The following is a 17289-nucleotide window of genomic DNA, read 5'->3' as shown; positions in this document are numbered from 1 at the left end:
CGAACCCCAACCCTCCCCTGCGAAGCAGGGGAGGGAGCCAAAACCGGAAAACGTCGAAGATGACTTCACTACAAGCCAGCACGCCCACCGTCTTCGACGTCCAGCGCATCCGCGCGGATTTTCCGCTGCTGGCGCGCAGCGTTCACGACAAGCCGCTGGTCTATCTCGACAACGCCAATACCAGCCAGAAGCCGCTGTCGGTGATCGGGGCGGTGGACGCGCATTACCGGGAGCACAACGCGAACGTGGCGCGCGCGGTGCACCAGCTCGGTGAAGAGGCCACCGCCGCCTACGAAGGCGCGCGCGACAAGCTGGCGGGGTTCATCAATGCGCCGTCGCGCAACGAGGTGATCCTCACTTCCGGCACCACCCAGTCGATCAACCTGGTCGCCTACAGCTATGCGCTGCCGCGACTGAAAGCCGGCGATGCGATCCTCACCACGGTGATGGAACACCACGCCAACATCGTGCCGTGGCAGCTGGTGGCCGCACGCAGCGGCGCCACGGTCAAGGCCGCGCCGATCGACGAGCGCGGTGAGCTGATCGTCGAGAAGTACATCGAGATGCTGACGCCGGAGGTGAAACTGGCCTGCGTCACCCACGTCTCCAACGTGCTGGGCACGGTCAATCCGGTGCGCGAGATCGCGCGCGAGTGCAGGAAACGCGGCATCCCGCTGCTGGTCGACGGCTCGCAGGCGGTGCCGCACCGGCCGGTCGACGTGCAGGCGCTGGGCTGCGATTTCTACGCGCTCACCGGGCACAAGATGCTCGGCCCCACCGGCACCGGTGTGCTGTGGGCGAAGCGCGAACACCTGGAGGCGATGCCGCCGTTCTTCGGCGGCGGCGAGATGATCCGCGAGGTGCGTTTCAGCGGCACCACGTTCGCCGCGCCGCCGCACAAGTTCGAGGCCGGCACGCCGAACATCGCCGGTTTCGTCGGGCTATCGGCGGCGATCGACTACTACGCATCGGTGGGCTTCGCCGCGATCCATGCGTGGGAGCAGCAACTGCTGCACTACGCCACCGAACGCCTGCGCGAGATTCCCGGCCTGCGCATCTTCGGCGAGGCAGCGGAGAAGGAGCCTGTGATCTCCTTCCTGCTGGAAGGCGCGCAGGCCACCGACATGGCCACCCTGCTCGACCTGCAGGGCGTCGCGGTGCGCTCAGGCCATCACTGCGCGCATCCGCTGATGCAGTTCTATGGCGTGCCCGCCACGCTGCGCGCCTCGCTGGCGTTCTACAACACGCGCGAGGAGATCGACGCGTTCATCGTGGCCCTGCTCAAGGTGCGCAAGCTGCTGATGTGAGGCATGCCAGCCAGTCCGTCGACTCGCAAATAGAGGCAGCGTGATCAAAAGGTCAGCGTCACCGTGATGGCGTCACTGTAGGAACCGACGTACGGGTTTTGACCCGCCGGCACGCTTCCGTAGACGGTGTGATCCACGTCCGTTCCCGTTCCGTCGACGACAGCGGTGCCGCTGCTGCCATCGCCCCAGACCATGGTTTGCGTAGCGTCCGTGTAGAGGTTGTATGCAAGCTGGTGCGGGCCATTGGTCATCAGTCGCGCCATGTAGGATCCGCTGCCCGGGCTCAGCCCGATGGTGTAGCTGGTGCTTGTGTCACAGCTCACGACGACGTGGCCGACACCGTCAAGGTTCTGGCTGCTCAGAAAATCATAGCTGCCGAAGTTCACGCCCTGCGTGCTGAGCGTGCACGTTGCGGCATTCGATGAGGTGGCGACCAGCGCCGCCGCCATCGCCATCAGCCATGAAAGCGCCTGCAGTCGCGCGCTGGATACCGCCGAGGAGGCATTTGCGCGATCACTGCCTCGTTTCTTCTCATGCATCATCTGCATCATCATGGTCGTATCCCGGGACAGGCGAGTGGCCCCAGGTGGGGCAATGGATCGTGCGTGTCGGGAAAGTCGATCGTCAGATCGCAGCCCTGCCCCTGCCACGTCACATGCAATGCGTTCGTTTTCGCCAGGCCAGTGAGGTAAACCTCGCCGCGCATGCCGACTGGGAAGGTGCTCTCGTTGCCTGCCATGGCCACCTCCGCGCCGGCCGGCAGAAAGGCACCGTTTTGGATCGTGATGCTGAGCACCGCTCCGCGCGAGTGCTTCACCGGGAATTTGAGCGAAAGCGCACCATGCCGGTAGGGTACGGCGTCGAGCCGCAGGCTGGCGATCTCGGCGTCCAGCGGCAGGTCGGCCTGTTCAATGCGGATCGGATTTTTTTGGTACGGGCGCAGTTGCGGGACCAGTGCGTAGCCGTTGTCATCCGTGCGGGCCACCTGCTGATTGTCGGCATATACCCGTACATCCGCGTAGCCGGGTACCTGCACCACGGCAAAGCTGTCGTTGATCCGCCGGGTGAGGAAGACCTGGCCGTCCAGCAGGGCGATGCCGCCGCGCATGGAACCCCGATACCCGCTTTGGTCCCGGCTTTGCGCCACGTCGAGGGAGTAGGTGCCCACGTCATTCTGCAGGCTGATGCCCGCCTGGCGCGGATCGGTGGCTGCCAGCCCGGCCTGCAGCCGATAGCCCACCCCGGTGCCCGCAGGAAGGCTTTGCTGCAGCTCGATCGTTCCCCGGCTCGATCCGGCATGGGCTTGCCCGTTGAAACTTGCACTGCTGCGTTCGCCCAGGGGCATGGTGACAGTCAGGCCAAACAAGGTGCCGGCGTCTTCGCCCATGATGCGCAGCGCGGACAACGTCAGGTAACCCAGCCTGCCCACCGAACGGCTGTAGTTCACGCCCACCAGCTTCAAGTCCGCGGCGTCGCGGAAATCCTGATGGGTGTAGCTCAGCGCCATCGAGCCATGGTTGTAGGTGCCCAGGCTCATGAACGCGGTTGTGGTTTGCCGGGGTGGCAGGGCCTGTGGCTCATAGCCCAGCTGCACGAAGCCGGGGCTGGTGAATTGCGTGCGTGCGCCGTAGCTGAAATAGCCGGACTGATGCTGGAACCCCAGCGACGCCAGTCCGCCGGACCCTGCGGCATCATGGCTGGCGGCCACCGCTGCAGTCATCACGCCGACGGTCGACCACAGGTACGTGCCGCCTGCGCCGATCGTCTGCTGCTCGCGCAGCAGTTCCGCATGCAGCTCGCCGGTGAACGTGTCCGAAAAACCAAGGCGCTCGGTGCCCGCCGCGATGAAACGGCCGTAATCATTGCTGTGCAGAGCGTAGTTTTTCCGCTCGAAACCTGCTTCGTAGGAGTAGTCCCGCAAACCTTCGGCAAGCAGGCCGCCGCTGGCGTAGAAGGGTTGCGACACGGTCTGTTCGCGACCGAGCAGGTCGCGCACCACCAGACGGATCTCGCCTTGTCCGGTGACCACCGGCAGATCCTGGATGGTGAATGGTCCGCTGGGTACGTCGCGCCTGAGCCGCAGGACGTTGTTGACGTAAAAATCGACCGTCGACGGCGTTGCTGCCGTACCGCCGAGGGTCGGCATGGGAAAGGTGATGAAGCTCGGCTGGGTCGCGAAATTGGTCGCCAACTGCACGCCGCCGAAGCGCACCGGACGCCCCCAGCTGCTCGTCCCGCTGATGTCGTCGCCGAAGCGCAAGCTCTGCATTTTCCCCGGCCGGTCGTAGCTCCAGGTGGTATCCAGGCGGGTGATCCGGTTGCGGCCGTCGAGGCGGCGGGCAAGCACGGTGCCGATGCCGTTGCCCCATCGGCCAAAGATGCCCGATTCCACGAAGGCGCCACCGGACATGTCGCCCCGCTGCGAGCGATTGGCGGAAATGTCGTAGTTGAGATAGGCCCCCGGCGGTGACGGAGTGGGTTCGAGCAGGTTGCGGGGAAGTCCGCTGAGCTGTGTCGCATCGAACAGCCCGGCGGGTACATTCAGCATGAGCGACTGGCGCGATTCATCGATGCGATAGGTCAATCCCTTGATGGCGTCGAGCGGGTAGTACGAATCCGCCCCGTGATGGGTGACTGCCGCTCCGGTGACGTGGATTCGCCATTGTTGCAGGTCCTCGTTCCGCGCCAGCAGGCGATGCGCCGCATCGCGCAGTACCAGCGCCGTTCCTGCGAGTTCATCGTTGATATGAACCTCGAGCCACATTTCCTCGGGCATGCCGATGGGAGCTTTGGGCACCGGCGCCGATGGCGCCGCGGTGGCGCTGGCTGTGCCGCTTTCCCCGGGCGTGACGACCGCCGGCACGGCTGTTTCGGCACGCGCCCGCGACGGTGGCGGCGTGAACTGGTCGGGATAGATGTCCACCACCATGCGATTGCCGTGGCCGCCGCCCGGCCTGAGGTTGAATATATGGGGCGTGACGGGAACCAGCGGGATCAACTCCATCCGCGTACTGCCCGTATTGTCGTGGCTGATCGTGACGGATTTGAGGTACGGGTTGTGGCTGCCTATCTTTTGCGCGAGCGTTGCCATGACGGCGTCCAGAGCGACATCGTCCAGGTCGATGATCAAGGCTCCGGGTCGCAGCGATTGCACGACATGGGCCTGGATCGGTTCGCTCGACTCGAGCACGAGTCGTACGTGATCCGGTGCCAGGCCGACGCGCACGGCATGGACACGGGTGGTCGCGGGCGCTTCGCCCGGCAGCATGGCCAGCAGAGCGGCACAAGCCATGGCCGTCCCGCTTCGAAACGGCGTCGGGTCTACCGGCAAACGGCGCAGCATGGATTGCGGCAACCGGCGAACCGATGTCGATGCAACGGCCGCTGCAGTGAGCCGGGCAACATGCACGTATCGTTCCTGCTCTTCGTGAAGGAAACCGTATGTATCGCAGGCCTGTCGTCGGGTTGAGTGGTGCGACTCAGCGATCCGACACGAGCACGTCGGCTTGTACGGCGCCGGTGTCCGTGTCGGCCTGGGCAGAGACGTGCAATGTGCTGCCAGCCGCTACGGCGCCTCGGACATCGACCAGCCAGTCATGTGTTGCGCCGGGAAGCACGTAAACCGGTTGGGTCAACACAGGCAGCTTTCGTAAGCTGCCGGTCGGCGACAGCGTGAAGCCGGCCAACCGCACGTGGGCCGTGCCACGGTTGGTCACGCCGATCCTTATCTGTCCGTTCGTTGCTGAAACGGCTTGCCAATGCAGGTCGGGAGCGATCTTCGTGGCGGGTACCACAAACACCGGCAGGCTTATTTGCAATGCCATCTGCAGGCCCTTGAAGCCGGGCTTGGGTGGCGGTGGCACCTCACGCAGGAACAGACGGTAGGCGCGCTCACTGCTGGCGTCGGCTGGTCGGCGCGAGCCCACCCGGATCACCTGGGAGCCACCTGCCGGTATGGTGAATATGGGTGGCGTAGCCAGGATGTCGGGGGCCGGCACGTACTTGTCTTCGCCCGCCGGTTGCGACCACGCCATCGCCTCCAGCTGGATGACGGCGGGTTGCGTACCGGCATTGCGAACGGTAAGCGCGCTCACCGGCTGACTGCCGGAGAGCGTCGCTCGCAGGGGGCTGACCTGGAACGACCCGGCCCATGCCGAGCCTGCCACGGTCAGGGAAAGGGCCAAGCCGCAAGCGGCCTGGTGCAGGGAGAACTTCATCATCAGAAGGTGACGGTGGCGACCACGGTATCCGTATAGCTGCCTGTCGGGACGGTGCTCTGGCCTTGGGCCACCCGGCCATAGACGGTAATCGGTTCCGCCGCACCCGTGCCAGTCGGGGCCGATACTCCGGTAACGTCATCCCATACCGTGCTGTGGCCGGCATCGCTGTACAGCTGATAGGAAAGGATGTCCGTGCCGCTCTTCATCTGGCGAACAGGTGCAGCAGCCGTCGAACCGCCTGCGGGGGCGATGCCCTGTCCCAATGTGATGGTGGCGGCGGAGCCATTGGTGCAGGTCGTATCGATGGTTCCGGAGACATCGAGGTCGAGCGTCTTGTTGATGACGATAGGGTCGTAGGCACCAAACGCAATGCCCGAAGATGCATCAATGACGCAACTGGCGGAAACCGTGGCCGAGATCGGCAGGTTGCTGGTCGCCGTGCCCGCATGGGCCGTACCGGCGAAAGTGGAGATTGCCAAGACCGTTGCGGTCGCCAGGGCGGATTTCATGATTCTGTTGTGCATGATTTGGAATCCCTTGGTTTGTAGTGATGAAGTGACGGCCTTGTTGGTGCTGCAAGAAGTGGGCTAAAACGCGAGTTTTGGATGCAGGAAGATTTCGAATCAAAGAAAATGTGATGTGCATCGCATTTTCTTCCGGTGCGCGGGAGACCAGCTTGTCGTTCGGGTCTGAACGGCATCCCCGTGTCAATTTATCGGCGCCGAAGAAAAATTCTTGAGGCTACTTTTGTCGCAACCGGCGATTGCACGGGCGCCTGTTCAGAAGATTTCGACTACTGGAAAATGTGCGGCTGAAATCGTCGAGTCAGTGTCCACTGCGGCGCGGATGGCCGAGCGGTTATTCTTGGGACTTCCCCACTGTTCTGGTTTTCGATGATTGCCTCACTTCCCGGCTTTATCCGTTTGCCGTTGGCGATGTTGCTGCTTGCGCTCAATACCGTTTTGCATGTGCTGGCGCTGTTTTCATTGACTTTTTTGAAGTTGCTGTCGCCGATGCGCACAATCCGGCTTGCGTGTTCGCGCGCGCTGGTTGCCGTCGCGGAGAGCTGGATCGGGGTCAACAACATCCTGTTCGGCGTGTTCACCCGCATCCGCTGGCAGGTCGAGGGGCTGGACGGCCTGCGCCGCAACGGCAATTACCTGGTGCTGTGCAACCACCAGAGCTGGGTGGACATCCCGGTGCTGCAGAAGGTGTTCAACCGGCGCATCCCGTTCCTGCGTTTCTTCCTCAAGAGCCAGCTGATCTGGGTGCCGTTGCTGGGACCGGCGTGGTGGGCGCTGGATTTTCCCTTCATGAAACGCTACTCGAAGGAAACCCTGCTCCGGCATCCCGAGCTGCAGGGCAAGGACCGGGAGGCCACCCGCCGCGCCTGCGAAAAATTCCGCCACATGCCGGTCTCGGTGATGAACTTTGTCGAAGGCACCCGCTTCACGCCGGCCAAGCACGATGCGCAGTCTTCGCCCTACCGCCATCTGCTGCGGCCGAAGGCCGGCGGCCTGGCGTTCGTGCTCGACGCGATGGGCGACGCGCTGCACGCGATCCTCGACGTCACCGTCGTCTACCCGCAGGGTCGCCCCACGATGATGGACCTCATCGCCGGCCGCGTGCGCGATATCCGCGTGCACGTGCGCGAGCTTCCGATCGACGCTGCACTCATGGGCAGTTACGACGAGGACACGGCGTTTCGCGGGCGCGTCAAGCTGTGGGTGAATACGCTGTGGAGCGAGAAGGATGCCCGGGCCGGACGCATGCTGATGGCGGCAGATGCCGCACCGACAGGAGATTGATATGCGCATTCTGATCGTTGGCGCTGGCGCCACCGGTGGTTACTTCGGCGGTCGCCTGCTGCAGCACGGGCGCGACGTGACGTTCCTGGTGCGCGAAAAGCGTGCGGCGCAGCTGGCGCAACATGGCCTGCTGATCCGCAGCGCCACCGGCGACGCCGACCTGCCGTCGCCGCCCACCGTGCTGGCGAGCGGGCTGCGTTCCCCCTACGACCTGATCCTGCTGAGCTGCAAGGCGTATGGCCTGGAGCAGGCGATGGCCGACATCGCGCCGGCAGTGGGGCCGCAGACCGCGATCCTGCCGCTGCTGAACGGCATGCGGCAACTCGACCTGCTGGACGCGCGCTTCGGTGCGCGGCACGTGCTGGGCGGGCAGTGCGTGATCGCCGCCACGCTGGATGCGCAGGGCGCCGTGCGGCATCTGAACACATCGCACAGCCTCACCTTCGGCGAGCGCGACGGCAGCGCGTCCGGACGCATGCAGCAGATCACGCAGGCCCTTTCCGATGCGGGCTTCGACGCGCGTCCCAGCAACACGGTGCTGCAGGACATGTGGGACAAGTGGATCTTCCTGGCCACGCTGGCCGGGATCACCTGCCTGATGCGCGGCTCGGTCGGCGATATCGTGGCCGCGCCCGGCGGCACTGCCGCGGCGCTGGACCTGCTGGAGGACTGCCGTGCCGTGGCGGAGCGATCCGGCCACGCACCCGACGAGAAGACCCTGCAACGCGCCCGCAGCGTGCTCACCGAGGCCGGTTCCACGCTGACCGCCTCGATGCTGCGCGACCTGCAGCACGGGTATCCGATCGAGGCTGACCATGTGCTTGGCGACATGCTGGCGCGCGCCGACCGGTCGCGCGACGAGCGCTCGCTGCTGGCTGTGGCCTACACCCATCTGAAGGTCTACGAGGCAAGCCGGGCGTCCCCGTCGGCGTGATGCTGCATGCATGAAAAAAGCCGCGGCCCCGCTGGTGCCGAACGCGGTGCTCAGGGCGAGACTGGACCAGTCGCGCCACTTACCGGATGGCCGATCCTCGGCACGAAGGCGGCCCACTTCTGCTGCCCAGTGTCGAAGGTCACGCGCGGCGTGCCTGTTCTAGGTCATGGTGGGCGAAACGGGCGAGGCCTTATCATCCGCGCATGACCACACAACCTTCCCCCATCTTCCGCGCGGCGACCCTCGCCGACGTCGATGCCATCGTGGCCCTGGTCGAGTCGGCTTATCGCGGCGAATCCGGCCTGCGCGGCTGGACCACCGAGTCGCACCTGCTCGACGGCCAACGCACCGACGCGGCCGACGTGCGCGCGCTGATCGAACGGCCCGGCAGCCGCGTGCTGCTGGCCGAGTCCGCAGGTCGGCTCAAGGCCAGCTGCCATGTCGAGCGCCAGGGCGACGCCGGCTACTTCGGCATGTTCGCGGTCGATCCGGCCGAGCAGGGCAGCGGCCTCGGTAAACAGGTGTTGGCCGAGGCGGAACGGATCGCGCGCGAGGAATGGCATTGCCGCGGCATGCGCATGACGGTGATCGTGCAGCGCGAGGAACTGATCGCCTGGTACGGTCGCCGCGGCTACCGGCGCACCGGCGAGTACCAGCCGTTCCCGTACGGCGACGAGCGCTTCGGCATTCCCCGCCGCGACGACCTGCGCTTCGAGGTGCTGCTGAAGGACTTCGACGAGGTCGCGGCATGAATGGTTGGGTCAGGGTCGGCACCCGCAGCGATTTCCTTCCGGGCGAGTACAAGGTGGTGTGGGACGGCGACACGCCGATCGCCGTGTACAACATCGACGGCGCGCTGTATGCGGTCGAGGACACCTGCACCCACGACGGCGGCGACCTGGCCGGCGGCGAGGTGTTCGGCTTCGAGGTGGAATGCCCGCGCCATGGCGCGCGCTTCGACCTGCGCACCGGCGCGGTGACGAAACCGCCGGCGTACGAGCCGATCGCCAGCTTCCCGGTGCACGAGGAAGATGGCGCGATCTGGACCCGCGACGATCGCTGAGATCCGCCGGGCTTCGCCGTAACGCCGATACACGGCAGAAGGCCTTGCCGACATCGCGCGCGGCCTCACAGGTGGTACATGAACGCCAGTGATTCGGACAGCTGCGTGCGCGAGCCGTAACGGGTGACCAGCGGACTGTCCGCGGCACCGCCGAGCAGGCGTCCGTAGACCAGCACCAGCGCCACGCCGGTGTGCTTGCTGGTGGGCATGAACAGGTCGTACTCCAGCGAGGCCAGCTGGCTGCCGGCGCCGGGTTGCCACGCCGGCACCGACAGCGCGCGTGCCGCTTGCGGGCTGATACCGAAGAAGCGGTGCATCGCCGGCGCGTTCATCGCCTGCCAGTGCAGCGCGACGGCATGTTCGAGCAGGCCGGCCGGCGGCAGGTCCCATTCGGCATACAGCTCGAGGTAGGCGCCGGCGCCGTTGATGTCGTGGCCGAGGTTGCCGCCCACGTCGAACTGCCGGGTGAGCTGCCATTCCAGGTAACCGCCCAGGTTGATCCGCGGCGGCAGCGACGCGATCTTTCCGCGCAGGCTGCCGAGGTCGTCGCGCGAACGCCCCCACTGGTAATCGCCATGGATACCGCCATGCCATGCATCGCCGCGGATCAGGTCGATCTGCAGTCCGTCCAGCGTGGAGAAACTGCCGCGACCGGGCAGTTCGATGTCGATGTACGGCACCGGCTCGCTGTGCTGGTTCTTTGCGCCAGGCCAGCTGGGCATGCGCTGCATGCCGGCACCGACGGCGAACACGGCCGGGTCGGTCGCCGCGATGCAGCTCAGCGGCCACAGCAGGCACGCTGCCAACAGCAGGCGAGGTTGCAGCAGGATAGAGCGGCGGTTCGGCATGGGACGGCAGCATAGGGGCTGCCGGCGCGCTTCGGCAGACGCCACGGCGCATGTGCTCAGCATCCGTTCGGAAAGGGGAAAGGGCGCCGAAAGACAGCTTTCCTACGCTGCGCCCTATCGTCATTGCGAGCGTGCCATCGATGCCCGTTTCCGGCTGGACCATCCTGTGCGATTTCGACGGCACCATTTCCGTCGAGGACGTGATCGACGCGCTGCTCGACCGTTTCGGTCGCCCCGGCTGGGAAGTGCTGGAGCAGGACTGGCGCGCCGGCCGGATCGGTTCGCGCGAATGCATGGCCGGGCAGGTCGAGCTGTTGCAGATGAGCCGCGCCGAACTCGACGCTCACCTGGCCGAGATGTGGATCGACCACGCGTTTCCGGGTTTCGTGGCGAAGGCGCGCGAGTTGGACGTGCCGATCCGTGTGGTCAGCGACGGTCTCGACTACGCGATCCACCGGATTCTCACCCGCTATGGTCTGGATGACCTGCCGCTGTCGGCGAACCACCTGGCACCCGCCACGCCGCCGAAACAGTGGCAGTTGACTTCGCCGTTCCAGGTCGACGGTTGCCGCAGCGGTACCTGCAAGTGCGCCTGCGTGGCCCAGGCCCGCGCGGGCGGCGCGAAGACTCTGCTGATCGGCGATGGCGCGTCGGACTTCTGCGCCGCCGACCGCGTCGACTTCGTGTTCGCCAAGCATCGCCTGATCGAGCATTGCCGCGCCGCCGGCATTCCCTACGTGCCGATCACCGGCTTCGAGGATGCGCTCGAGTTCCTGCCGCAGCTGCTCGACGGCAGCCTGTTCGACCATCCTCTCGTGCCTGCGCTGAAGACGTCGGCCTGACCGGCGCCGTCCCGCGCGATCCCTACTTCCCCGACTCCGGACTTCCGATGAATGTTTTCGACAAGAACGCTTCCGTCGTGATCGACGACGCCCAACTGCTCGCCGACGAGGCGAAGTACAGCTCGTTCGGCGACACCGTGCACTATGTGGACCCGCCGAAGATCTTCCGCACCTGCGAAGGCAGCTACATGTACGACACGGCCGGCGTGCCGTTCCTCGACTTGCAGATGTGGTACTCCGCGGTGAATTTCGGTTACCGCAACCCGCGTCTGGACAACGTGCTGAAGCGGCAGATCGACATCCTGCCGCAGGTGGCCAGCCAGTACCTGCACCAGACCCGCATCGAGCTGGCCAAGACGGTGGCGCTGGATGCGAAGAAGAAGTTCGGCCTGGACGGCCGCGTGCATTTCAACGTGGGCGGCGCGCAGGCGATCGAGGATTCGCTGAAGATCGTGCGCAACGCCCGCAACGGCAAGAGCCTGATGTTCGCGTTCGAAGGCGGCTACCACGGCCGCACGCTGGGTGCCTCGTCGATCACCTCCAGCTACCGCTATCGCCGCCGCTTCGGCCACTTCGGCGAGCGCGCGATGTTCCTGCCGTTCCCGTACCCGTTCCGCCGTCCGAAGGGCATGACGGCCGAGGAGTATTCGGAGAACTGCGTGAACCAGTTCGCCCGCCTGTTCGAGACCGAATACAACGGCGTGTGGGACCCGAAGACCAACCAGTGCGAATATGCCGCGTTCTACGTCGAGCCGATCCAGGGCACCGGCGGCTACGTCGTGCCGCCGATGGGTTTCTTCAAGGGCCTGAAGAAGGTGCTCGACCAGTACGGCATCCTGCTGGTCTCCGACGAAATCCAGATGGGCTTCTGGCGCACCGGCAAGCTGTGGTCGATCGAACATTTCGGTGTGACGCCGGACATCGTGGTGTTCGGCAAGGCGCTGACCAATGGCCTCAATCCGCTGTCCGGCCTGTGGGCGCGCGAAGAGCTGATCAATCCGACCGTCTTTCCGCCGGGCTCGACCCACAGCACGTTCAATTCCAATCCGCTCGGCACCGCGCTGGGCCTGGAAGTGATCAGAATGGGCTACGAGCTGGACTATGAGACCAGCGTGCCGAGGAAGGGCGCGCACTTCCTCGAAGGCCTGCGCGATCTGCAGAAGCGCCACAAGGAAATCGGCGACGTCGACGGCCTCGGCCTGGCGCTACGTGCCGAGATCTGCACGGACGATGGCTTCACGCCGAACAAGGCGCTGCTGGACAAGATGGTCGACATCGGCCTGGCCGGCGACCTCGAACACAACGGCAGGAAGATCGGCCTCGTGCTGGACGTGGGCGGCTGGTACAAGAACGTGATCACGTTCGCGCCGTCATTGGAGATCACCCATGAGGAGATCGATCTGGCGATCGCGTTGCTGGACCAGCTGCTGACGAAAGCCAAGAAGGCGTGATGCGGGTTGCCGGTGTGCCACGTACGACCGGAACCCGGTGGATCGCCACCGGGTTCTTCCGTTTCGGACCCATGGCGGCTTCAGGAAGCGCGCTTGAGCGCCAGCACCGCGTTGAGTCCACCGAACGCGAACGAGTTGGAAAGTGCGGCACGCACCGGCATCGGTCGGCCGACGTTCGGCACGTAGTCGAGGTCGCAGGCCGGGTCGACCTGGTCGAGATTGGCGGTGGGCGGCACCACGCTGTCGCGCAGCGCACCGATCACCGCCACCAGCTCCAGTGCGCCGGAAGCGCCCAGCGCGTGGCCGTGCATCGACTTGGTCGAGGACACCGCGAGGCGTTCGGCGTGCGCGCCGAAGGCGAGCCGGATCGCGCGGCTCTCGGTGACGTCGTTGGCCTGGGTGCCGGTACCGTGGGCGTTGACGTAGTCGACGTCCTGCGGCGCGAGGCCGGCATCGTCCAGCGCCTGGCGCATCGCGGCGGCGGCGCCGTCGGCGCTGGGCATCACGATGTCGGTGGCGTCGGCGGTCATGCCGCTGCCGGCCAGTTCGGCGAGGATGGTGGCGCCCCGCGCTTGCGCGTGTTCCATGGATTCCAGCACGAAGATGCCGGCGCCCTCGCCAAGCACCAGGCCGCGGCGGTTGATGCTGAACGGGCGGCAGGTGTCGTCGGCCAGCACGCGCATGGCCTCCCATGCCTTCAGTGCGCCGTAGGTGAGGCAGGCCTCGGTGCCGCCGGTGATGGCGACGTCGGCGAGGCCCCAGCGGATCATCTGCGCCGCCTGGATGATCGCGTGGTTGGCCGAGGCGCAGGCGCTGGCCACCGCGAAGGTGGGGCCGTGCAGGCCCCAGGCGATGCTGATGTGGCTGGCCGAGGCGTTCGTCATCAGCCGCACGATGGTCAGCGGGTGTGCGCGGGCGGCATTTTCCCCGTACAGGCGCCGGCTCTGTTCGTCCTGGGTGGTTTCGCCGCCCACACCGGTGCCGACGATCACCGCGGTGCGCAGGCCGAGCTGGCCCTGGCGGAAGTCCAGTCCGGATTGCGCGACCGCCTCGCGTGCTGCGTGCAGCGCGAATTCCGAGGTGCGGTCGAGCATCGGCAGGGTACGTTCGTCGATGTTCGCCGCCGGGTCGAAGCTGTCGGGCACCTGCGCGGCGACTTTCACGCGCAACCGTTCGGCATCGGGGTGATGCAGCGGGCCGATCGCGCTGCGGCCTTCGCGCAGGCCCTGCCACAGCGTCTCGGCACCGACGCCGAGCGGGCTGATCGCGCCCATGCCGGTGATCGCCACGCGGCGCGAGGCGGGGCCTTGCATCACTTCGATCCCTCGTCGGCGGCGGCCTTGTCGGCCAGCGCCTTTTGCACCGCATCGACGAGGTTCTGCGCGGAGTCGCTGTCGAAGTTGGCGCCTTGCTGGTCGGGGAAATTGATGTTGAAGTGTTCCTCGATGTCGAAGATCAACTCGATCGCCTCCAGCGAGGCGACGCCCAGATCCTTCAGGGTGGACTCGGGCTTCACGTTGGCCACCTCGGTCTTGGCCTGCTTGGCGATGATCTCGAACACTTGCTGCTGGATGGTGTCGTTCATGGCGGAGAGATCCCTGGCGGCTGGAGACAATGTCATGTCCCAAGCAGTCTAGACGGGCTGGCTTACGCATGCCTTTCATCGCACAACTCGAACCCGATGCCCTGCTCGGCGCCTTCATGGCGCACCCGCCGGTCGGTTTTGCAGCCGGCCATTCGGCGCAGGGCATGCCGGTGTTCGTGGCGCCGTTCGACGTGTTGACCACGGCCGACGACGCGTTGCGCCGGCGCATGGCCGGCCTGCCGGGCTACCGCCGCTGGGGCCGCCTGCTGCGCTGGCGCACGCGCTTCGCCGGCACCACCGTGTCCGAATACGCGCCTTTGCCGTCGACGGTGGCACCCTCTGCTTTGGCGCAGGGATTGAAAGCGGCGTATGGGCGCGAATGCCGGCTGCTGATCGTGAAGGACATCGCGCAGGATTCGCCGCTGCTCGGCGCGGGCGACAACGCGTATGCGCGCGCCTTCGCCAGCGCCTGCGCGGCGGCCGGCTTCGTGCTGCTGGAGGGCCAGGCGCTGGCGTGGGTGCCGATCGACTTCGGCTCGAACGACGAGTATCTCGCGCGGCTGTCGTCCGGCCGCCGGAAGAACATCCGGCGCAAGCTGCGCTCGCTGGCCGAACTGGAGATCGAAGCGGTGCCGACCGGCGACGCGCGCTTCCACGACGAGGCGACGCTGGCCGCGTTCCATGCGCTGTTCGACAACGTGTACGCGCAAAGCGAAATCCATTTCGACCGGCCGGCCGCGGCGTTCTTCCGCGCCGTACTGCAGGATGGCGGGAGCGGCGGCGTGGTGTTCGTCTATCGCCATGCCGGGGAGATGATCGGCTGGAATCTCTGCTACGAGTACGGCGGCCGGCTGATCGACAAGTACGTCGGCTTCGCCTATCCGCAGGCGCGCGAGCACAACCTGTACTTCGTCAGCTGGATGCACAATCTCGACTATGCGCGGCAGCGCGGGCTCAGCCATTACGTGGCCGGCTGGACCGATCCGGAAGTGAAGGCCTTCCTCGGCGCCCGCATGACCTTCACCCGCCACGCGGTGTATGCGCGCAACCCCTTGCTGCGGGCGTTGCTGCGCCGCCTGGGCGGCCATTTCGAAAGCGATCGCAGCTGGCAGGCGGCCACGGGGGCCAACGATGAGTAATCTGGCCAATCGCCCGGTCGTACTCGACATCGACCACTCGGTCGGGCCGCTGCCGGATCGCCTGGTGCTGCCGCTGGAACACTGGCAGGAATCGATCCGCTTCGGCTGCTCGCTGGCGGCCATCCGGCGTTTCGGTGCCATGCTCGACGAATTGCTGCCTGCCGACTACGGCACCGTCTTCACCGGCAGCGGCGACTTCCATCACCTCAGCTGGCCGCTGATAGCGCGCCTGCAGCCGCAGGCGCCGTTCCAGGTCGTGGTGCTGGACAACCACCCGGACAACATGCGCTTTCCGTTCGGCGTGCATTGCGGCTCATGGGTGCGCCGGGTGGCGATGCTGCCGCAGGTCAGCCATGTGCACGTGCTCGGCATCACTTCGTCCGACATCGGCGCGGGCCACGCGTGGGAGAACTACCTGGCGCCGCTGCGCCGCGGCAAGCTGAGCTACTGGAGCATGGGCGTGGACACCGGCTGGTCGCGCCGGCTCGGTCTGGCGCGCGCTTTCCGCAGCTTCGACACGCCGGCGGCGATGGTCGATGCCTTCGCGGACTCGCAGCGCACGCAGGCCACGCCAAGCTACCTGTCGATCGACAAGGACGTGTTCGCCCCGGTCGTGGCGCATACCAACTGGGATCAGGGACGGCTGCTGACCGACCATGCCCTGGAACTGATCGGCAGCCTGCGCCGGGGGTTGGTCGGCAGCGACATCAACGGCGAGGTGTCGCATTACCGCTACCGCACCTGGTGGAAACGCCGGCTGTCCGCGCTGGATGCGCAACCGGACATCGATCCGGCACGACTGAGCGACTGGCAGGCGCAGCAGCATGCGCTGAACCTGCAGCTTCTGGCCGCCATCGCGCGGCGCTCCGGTTGAGCTCAGCGCAGTACCGCTTCCAGCGCAGCGCAAACTGCCTCGAAATCCGCTTCGGTCATCCACGGGCTGTTGCCGAGGGTGAGGCTGCGTGCGGCGAAATCACGGGCGTGCGGCACATCCTGTGCGGGCACGATGCCGGCGAGATAGGCGTAGTCGGGCAGGGCGTGGATGAACAGGCGGCTGACGCCGTAGCCGGACGGCCACAGCTGTGCCAGCGCGGCGTCGCGGCGTTGCCGGTCAGGCAGCAGCAGCAACAGGAACGGCCAGGTGCCGCGGGCGCCGTCGTCGTCGTCGAACACTTCGACGCCGCCGATCTGGCGCAGTCGCGACAGGCGCCGTTGCGCCTGCGCCGACAGCCGGTCGAGAAACGCCGGCAGGCGGACGGCGGCGTGTGCGCCGACGGCCTGGCGCCAGCGGCCGACGCGGTGCAGCGGAATCGTCAGCGGGAAGTCGTCGCCCACGGCGGCCACCGGATCGCCACGACGCAGGGCGCGACGAAGGGGGTTGCCATACGCCAGTCGCAAGCCCCACGGCCGGTACAGCGCGGCGTAGCCGAGCAGCTCGATGTGGCGCTTCCATTCCCAGCCGGGGCGGCGCGGCACGAGGCGTGCGGCGGTGTGCGCCAACCGTTCGCGCAGCGACGGGTCGCGCGCCAGCAGCAGTCCGCCTTCGTAGATCGACAGGCCTTTGCCGGCGGCCAGGCTGAAGAATCCCACGTCGCCGGCCAGCCCCACGCTGACGCCGTCGCGGCGTGCGCCCAGCGCCTGGGCGGCGTCCTCGATCACGTAGGCGCCGACCTGGCGCGCGACGGCAAGCGCATCGTCGACGTCGGCGACGCGGCCGGCCAGATGGGTGGGCATGATCGCCAGCGTGCGTTCGTCGCAGGCGGCGCGCAGCGCGGCGGGATCCATGTCGTAATGGCCGTGGCGCAGGTCGCACAGCTGCAGCTCCAATCCGGCCTGCTGCACGGCGATCGCCACCAGCGGACAGGTGAACGCCGACACCACCACGCGACCGCGCTGCGGCTGCATCTCGCGCAGCGTGGTCAAGGCGATCAGCAGCGCAGCGGTGCCGGAGCACTCCAGCTGCAGCGGCGGCGTGTCCAGCAGCGCGGCGATGTCGGCGGCCAGGGTCGGCGCGCCCGGGAGCAGGTCGCTCGGCCGCAGCGGCAGGCCGGCAGTGGGCGGCAGTTCGTGGTGGCGGCGGGGCAGCATGGGC

General features: G+C 66.5%; 17 protein-coding genes. 9 read left to right on the top strand and 8 right to left on the bottom strand.

Translation table 11 applies throughout. The features are described 5' to 3' along the window. The first annotated feature begins 59 nt into the window (after positions 1–59). Positions 60–1307, top strand: coding sequence for a cysteine desulfurase (locus tag ABIE04_RS03460; protein WP_354547182.1), 1248 nt, complete (start codon positions 60–62; stop codon positions 1305–1307). A 44-nt stretch (positions 1308–1351) separates the two neighbouring features. Here ABIE04_RS03460 and ABIE04_RS03455 read toward each other — a convergent pair whose 3' ends face one another. The 4 genes from ABIE04_RS03455 to ABIE04_RS03440 form a co-directional block, all read right to left on the bottom strand. Next, positions 1352–1861: a Csu type fimbrial protein gene (locus ABIE04_RS03455; RefSeq protein WP_354547181.1), complete on the bottom strand. Its 510-nt coding sequence runs from the start codon at positions 1859–1861 to the stop codon at positions 1352–1354. After that, on the bottom strand, positions 1858–4650 hold the full coding sequence (locus ABIE04_RS03450) for a fimbria/pilus outer membrane usher protein (RefSeq protein ID WP_354547179.1): 2793 nt from the start codon (positions 4648–4650) through the stop codon (positions 1858–1860). The genes ABIE04_RS03455 and ABIE04_RS03450 overlap by 4 nt, the downstream gene beginning before the upstream one ends. Positions 4651–4786: 136 nt before the next feature. Further along, positions 4787–5527, bottom strand: a complete 741-nt coding sequence (locus ABIE04_RS03445; RefSeq protein WP_354547178.1) for a fimbrial biogenesis chaperone — start codon at positions 5525–5527, stop codon at positions 4787–4789. After that, a complete protein-coding gene (locus ABIE04_RS03440; RefSeq protein ID WP_354547176.1) occupies positions 5527–6051 on the bottom strand; it encodes a Csu type fimbrial protein in 525 nt (174 codons plus the stop codon). Before ABIE04_RS03440 ends, ABIE04_RS03445 begins: the two co-directional genes overlap by 1 nt. 369 nt (positions 6052–6420) lie before the next feature. Between ABIE04_RS03440 and ABIE04_RS03435 the strand changes: the two genes are divergently transcribed. The 4 genes from ABIE04_RS03435 to ABIE04_RS03420 all read left to right on the top strand — a co-directional run bounded on the left by ABIE04_RS03435 (position 6421) and on the right by ABIE04_RS03420 (position 9332). Continuing rightward, on the top strand, positions 6421–7335 hold the full coding sequence (locus ABIE04_RS03435; protein ID WP_354547175.1) for an acyltransferase: 915 nt from the start codon (positions 6421–6423) through the stop codon (positions 7333–7335). Between the two features lies 1 nt (position 7336). Then, entirely contained in the window at positions 7337–8269 is a 933-nt protein-coding gene (gene panE, locus ABIE04_RS03430) for a 2-dehydropantoate 2-reductase (RefSeq protein ID WP_354547173.1), read from the top strand. 203 nt (positions 8270–8472) lie between these two features. Continuing rightward, complete coding sequence (locus tag ABIE04_RS03425) at positions 8473–9021, top strand: GNAT family N-acetyltransferase (RefSeq protein WP_354547172.1); 549 nt, start codon at positions 8473–8475, stop codon at positions 9019–9021. Continuing rightward, the gene (locus ABIE04_RS03420) at positions 9018–9332 is read left to right on the top strand and encodes a non-heme iron oxygenase ferredoxin subunit (protein WP_354547171.1); all 315 of its coding nucleotides are present in this window, start codon (positions 9018–9020) and stop codon (positions 9330–9332) included. The genes ABIE04_RS03425 and ABIE04_RS03420 overlap by 4 nt, the downstream gene beginning before the upstream one ends. A gap of 65 nt (positions 9333–9397) precedes the next feature. On the opposite strand, the gene ABIE04_RS03415 is transcribed toward ABIE04_RS03420, so the two are convergent. Then, positions 9398–10180 carry a MipA/OmpV family protein gene (locus ABIE04_RS03415; RefSeq protein ID WP_354547170.1) on the bottom strand — a complete coding sequence of 261 codons (783 nt, stop codon included), beginning with the start codon at positions 10178–10180 and terminating at the stop codon, positions 9398–9400. A 140-nt stretch (positions 10181–10320) separates the two neighbouring features. Here ABIE04_RS03415 and ABIE04_RS03410 point away from each other — a divergent pair, with 140 nt between their 5' ends. After that, a complete protein-coding gene (locus tag ABIE04_RS03410; RefSeq protein WP_354547169.1) occupies positions 10321–11022 on the top strand; it encodes an MtnX-like HAD-IB family phosphatase in 702 nt (233 codons plus the stop codon). 47 nt (positions 11023–11069) lie between these two features. Next, positions 11070–12473: an aspartate aminotransferase family protein gene (locus ABIE04_RS03405; protein ID WP_354547168.1), complete on the top strand. Its 1404-nt coding sequence runs from the start codon at positions 11070–11072 to the stop codon at positions 12471–12473. Between the two features lie 80 nt (positions 12474–12553). Here the strand turns inward: ABIE04_RS03405 and ABIE04_RS03400 are convergent, their stop codons facing one another. Together ABIE04_RS03400 and ABIE04_RS03395 are read right to left on the bottom strand one after the other, a co-directional pair. Further along, positions 12554–13786, bottom strand: coding sequence for a beta-ketoacyl-[acyl-carrier-protein] synthase family protein (locus ABIE04_RS03400; protein WP_354547167.1), 1233 nt, complete (start codon positions 13784–13786; stop codon positions 12554–12556). Continuing rightward, positions 13786–14058 carry an acyl carrier protein gene (locus ABIE04_RS03395; RefSeq protein WP_354547166.1) on the bottom strand — a complete coding sequence of 91 codons (273 nt, stop codon included), beginning with the start codon at positions 14056–14058 and terminating at the stop codon, positions 13786–13788. The genes ABIE04_RS03400 and ABIE04_RS03395 overlap by 1 nt, the downstream gene beginning before the upstream one ends. A gap of 68 nt (positions 14059–14126) precedes the next feature. On the opposite strand from ABIE04_RS03395, the gene ABIE04_RS03390 reads away from it, so the two are divergent. Both ABIE04_RS03390 and ABIE04_RS03385 read left to right on the top strand, forming a co-directional pair. Continuing rightward, positions 14127–15197 carry a GNAT family N-acetyltransferase gene (locus tag ABIE04_RS03390; protein ID WP_354547165.1) on the top strand — a complete coding sequence of 357 codons (1071 nt, stop codon included), beginning with the start codon at positions 14127–14129 and terminating at the stop codon, positions 15195–15197. Next, positions 15190–16071, top strand: a complete 882-nt coding sequence (locus ABIE04_RS03385) for a hypothetical protein (RefSeq protein WP_354547164.1) — start codon at positions 15190–15192, stop codon at positions 16069–16071. Before ABIE04_RS03390 ends, ABIE04_RS03385 begins: the two co-directional genes overlap by 8 nt. 2 nt (positions 16072–16073) lie before the next feature. Here ABIE04_RS03385 and ABIE04_RS03380 read toward each other — a convergent pair whose 3' ends face one another. Continuing rightward, on the bottom strand, positions 16074–17285 hold the full coding sequence (locus tag ABIE04_RS03380) for a DegT/DnrJ/EryC1/StrS family aminotransferase (RefSeq protein WP_354547163.1): 1212 nt from the start codon (positions 17283–17285) through the stop codon (positions 16074–16076). Positions 17286–17289 lie beyond the last annotated feature (4 nt).

Origin of the sequence: Rhodanobacter soli, from assembly GCF_040548735.1 — a bacterium.
Lineage (GTDB): Bacteria > Pseudomonadota > Gammaproteobacteria > Xanthomonadales > Rhodanobacteraceae > Rhodanobacter > Rhodanobacter soli_A.
The sequence above is the reverse complement of the archived record's forward strand: the minus strand, read 5'-3'. Positions and strand labels throughout refer to the sequence as shown.

What these genes read in the sequence shown, in the direction of transcription:
- ABIE04_RS03390 (WP_354547165.1), top strand. Translation starts at nt 14,127, where the DNA reads ATGCCTTTCATCGCACAACTCGAACCCGATGCCCTGCTCGGCGCCTTC.
- ABIE04_RS03445 (WP_354547178.1), bottom strand. Translation starts at nt 5,527, where the DNA reads ATGATGAAGTTCTCCCTGCACCAGGCCGCTTGCGGCTTGGCCCTTTCC.
- ABIE04_RS03420 (WP_354547171.1), top strand. Translation starts at nt 9,018, where the DNA reads ATGAATGGTTGGGTCAGGGTCGGCACCCGCAGCGATTTCCTTCCGGGC.
- ABIE04_RS03405 (WP_354547168.1), top strand. Translation starts at nt 11,070, where the DNA reads ATGAATGTTTTCGACAAGAACGCTTCCGTCGTGATCGACGACGCCCAA.
- ABIE04_RS03400 (WP_354547167.1), bottom strand. Translation starts at nt 13,786, where the DNA reads ATGCAAGGCCCCGCCTCGCGCCGCGTGGCGATCACCGGCATGGGCGCG.
- ABIE04_RS03380 (WP_354547163.1), bottom strand. Translation starts at nt 17,285, where the DNA reads ATGCTGCCCCGCCGCCACCACGAACTGCCGCCCACTGCCGGCCTGCCG.
- ABIE04_RS03415 (WP_354547170.1), bottom strand. Translation starts at nt 10,180, where the DNA reads ATGCCGAACCGCCGCTCTATCCTGCTGCAACCTCGCCTGCTGTTGGCA.
- ABIE04_RS03440 (WP_354547176.1), bottom strand. Translation starts at nt 6,051, where the DNA reads ATGCACAACAGAATCATGAAATCCGCCCTGGCGACCGCAACGGTCTTG.
- ABIE04_RS03450 (WP_354547179.1), bottom strand. Translation starts at nt 4,650, where the DNA reads ATGCTGCGCCGTTTGCCGGTAGACCCGACGCCGTTTCGAAGCGGGACG.
- ABIE04_RS03410 (WP_354547169.1), top strand. Translation starts at nt 10,321, where the DNA reads ATGCCCGTTTCCGGCTGGACCATCCTGTGCGATTTCGACGGCACCATT.
- panE (WP_354547173.1), top strand. Translation starts at nt 7,337, where the DNA reads ATGCGCATTCTGATCGTTGGCGCTGGCGCCACCGGTGGTTACTTCGGC.
- ABIE04_RS03455 (WP_354547181.1), bottom strand. Translation starts at nt 1,861, where the DNA reads ATGATGATGCAGATGATGCATGAGAAGAAACGAGGCAGTGATCGCGCA.
- ABIE04_RS03425 (WP_354547172.1), top strand. Translation starts at nt 8,473, where the DNA reads ATGACCACACAACCTTCCCCCATCTTCCGCGCGGCGACCCTCGCCGAC.
- ABIE04_RS03385 (WP_354547164.1), top strand. Translation starts at nt 15,190, where the DNA reads ATGAGTAATCTGGCCAATCGCCCGGTCGTACTCGACATCGACCACTCG.
- ABIE04_RS03460 (WP_354547182.1), top strand. Translation starts at nt 60, where the DNA reads ATGACTTCACTACAAGCCAGCACGCCCACCGTCTTCGACGTCCAGCGC.
- ABIE04_RS03435 (WP_354547175.1), top strand. Translation starts at nt 6,421, where the DNA reads ATGATTGCCTCACTTCCCGGCTTTATCCGTTTGCCGTTGGCGATGTTG.
- ABIE04_RS03395 (WP_354547166.1), bottom strand. Translation starts at nt 14,058, where the DNA reads ATGAACGACACCATCCAGCAGCAAGTGTTCGAGATCATCGCCAAGCAG.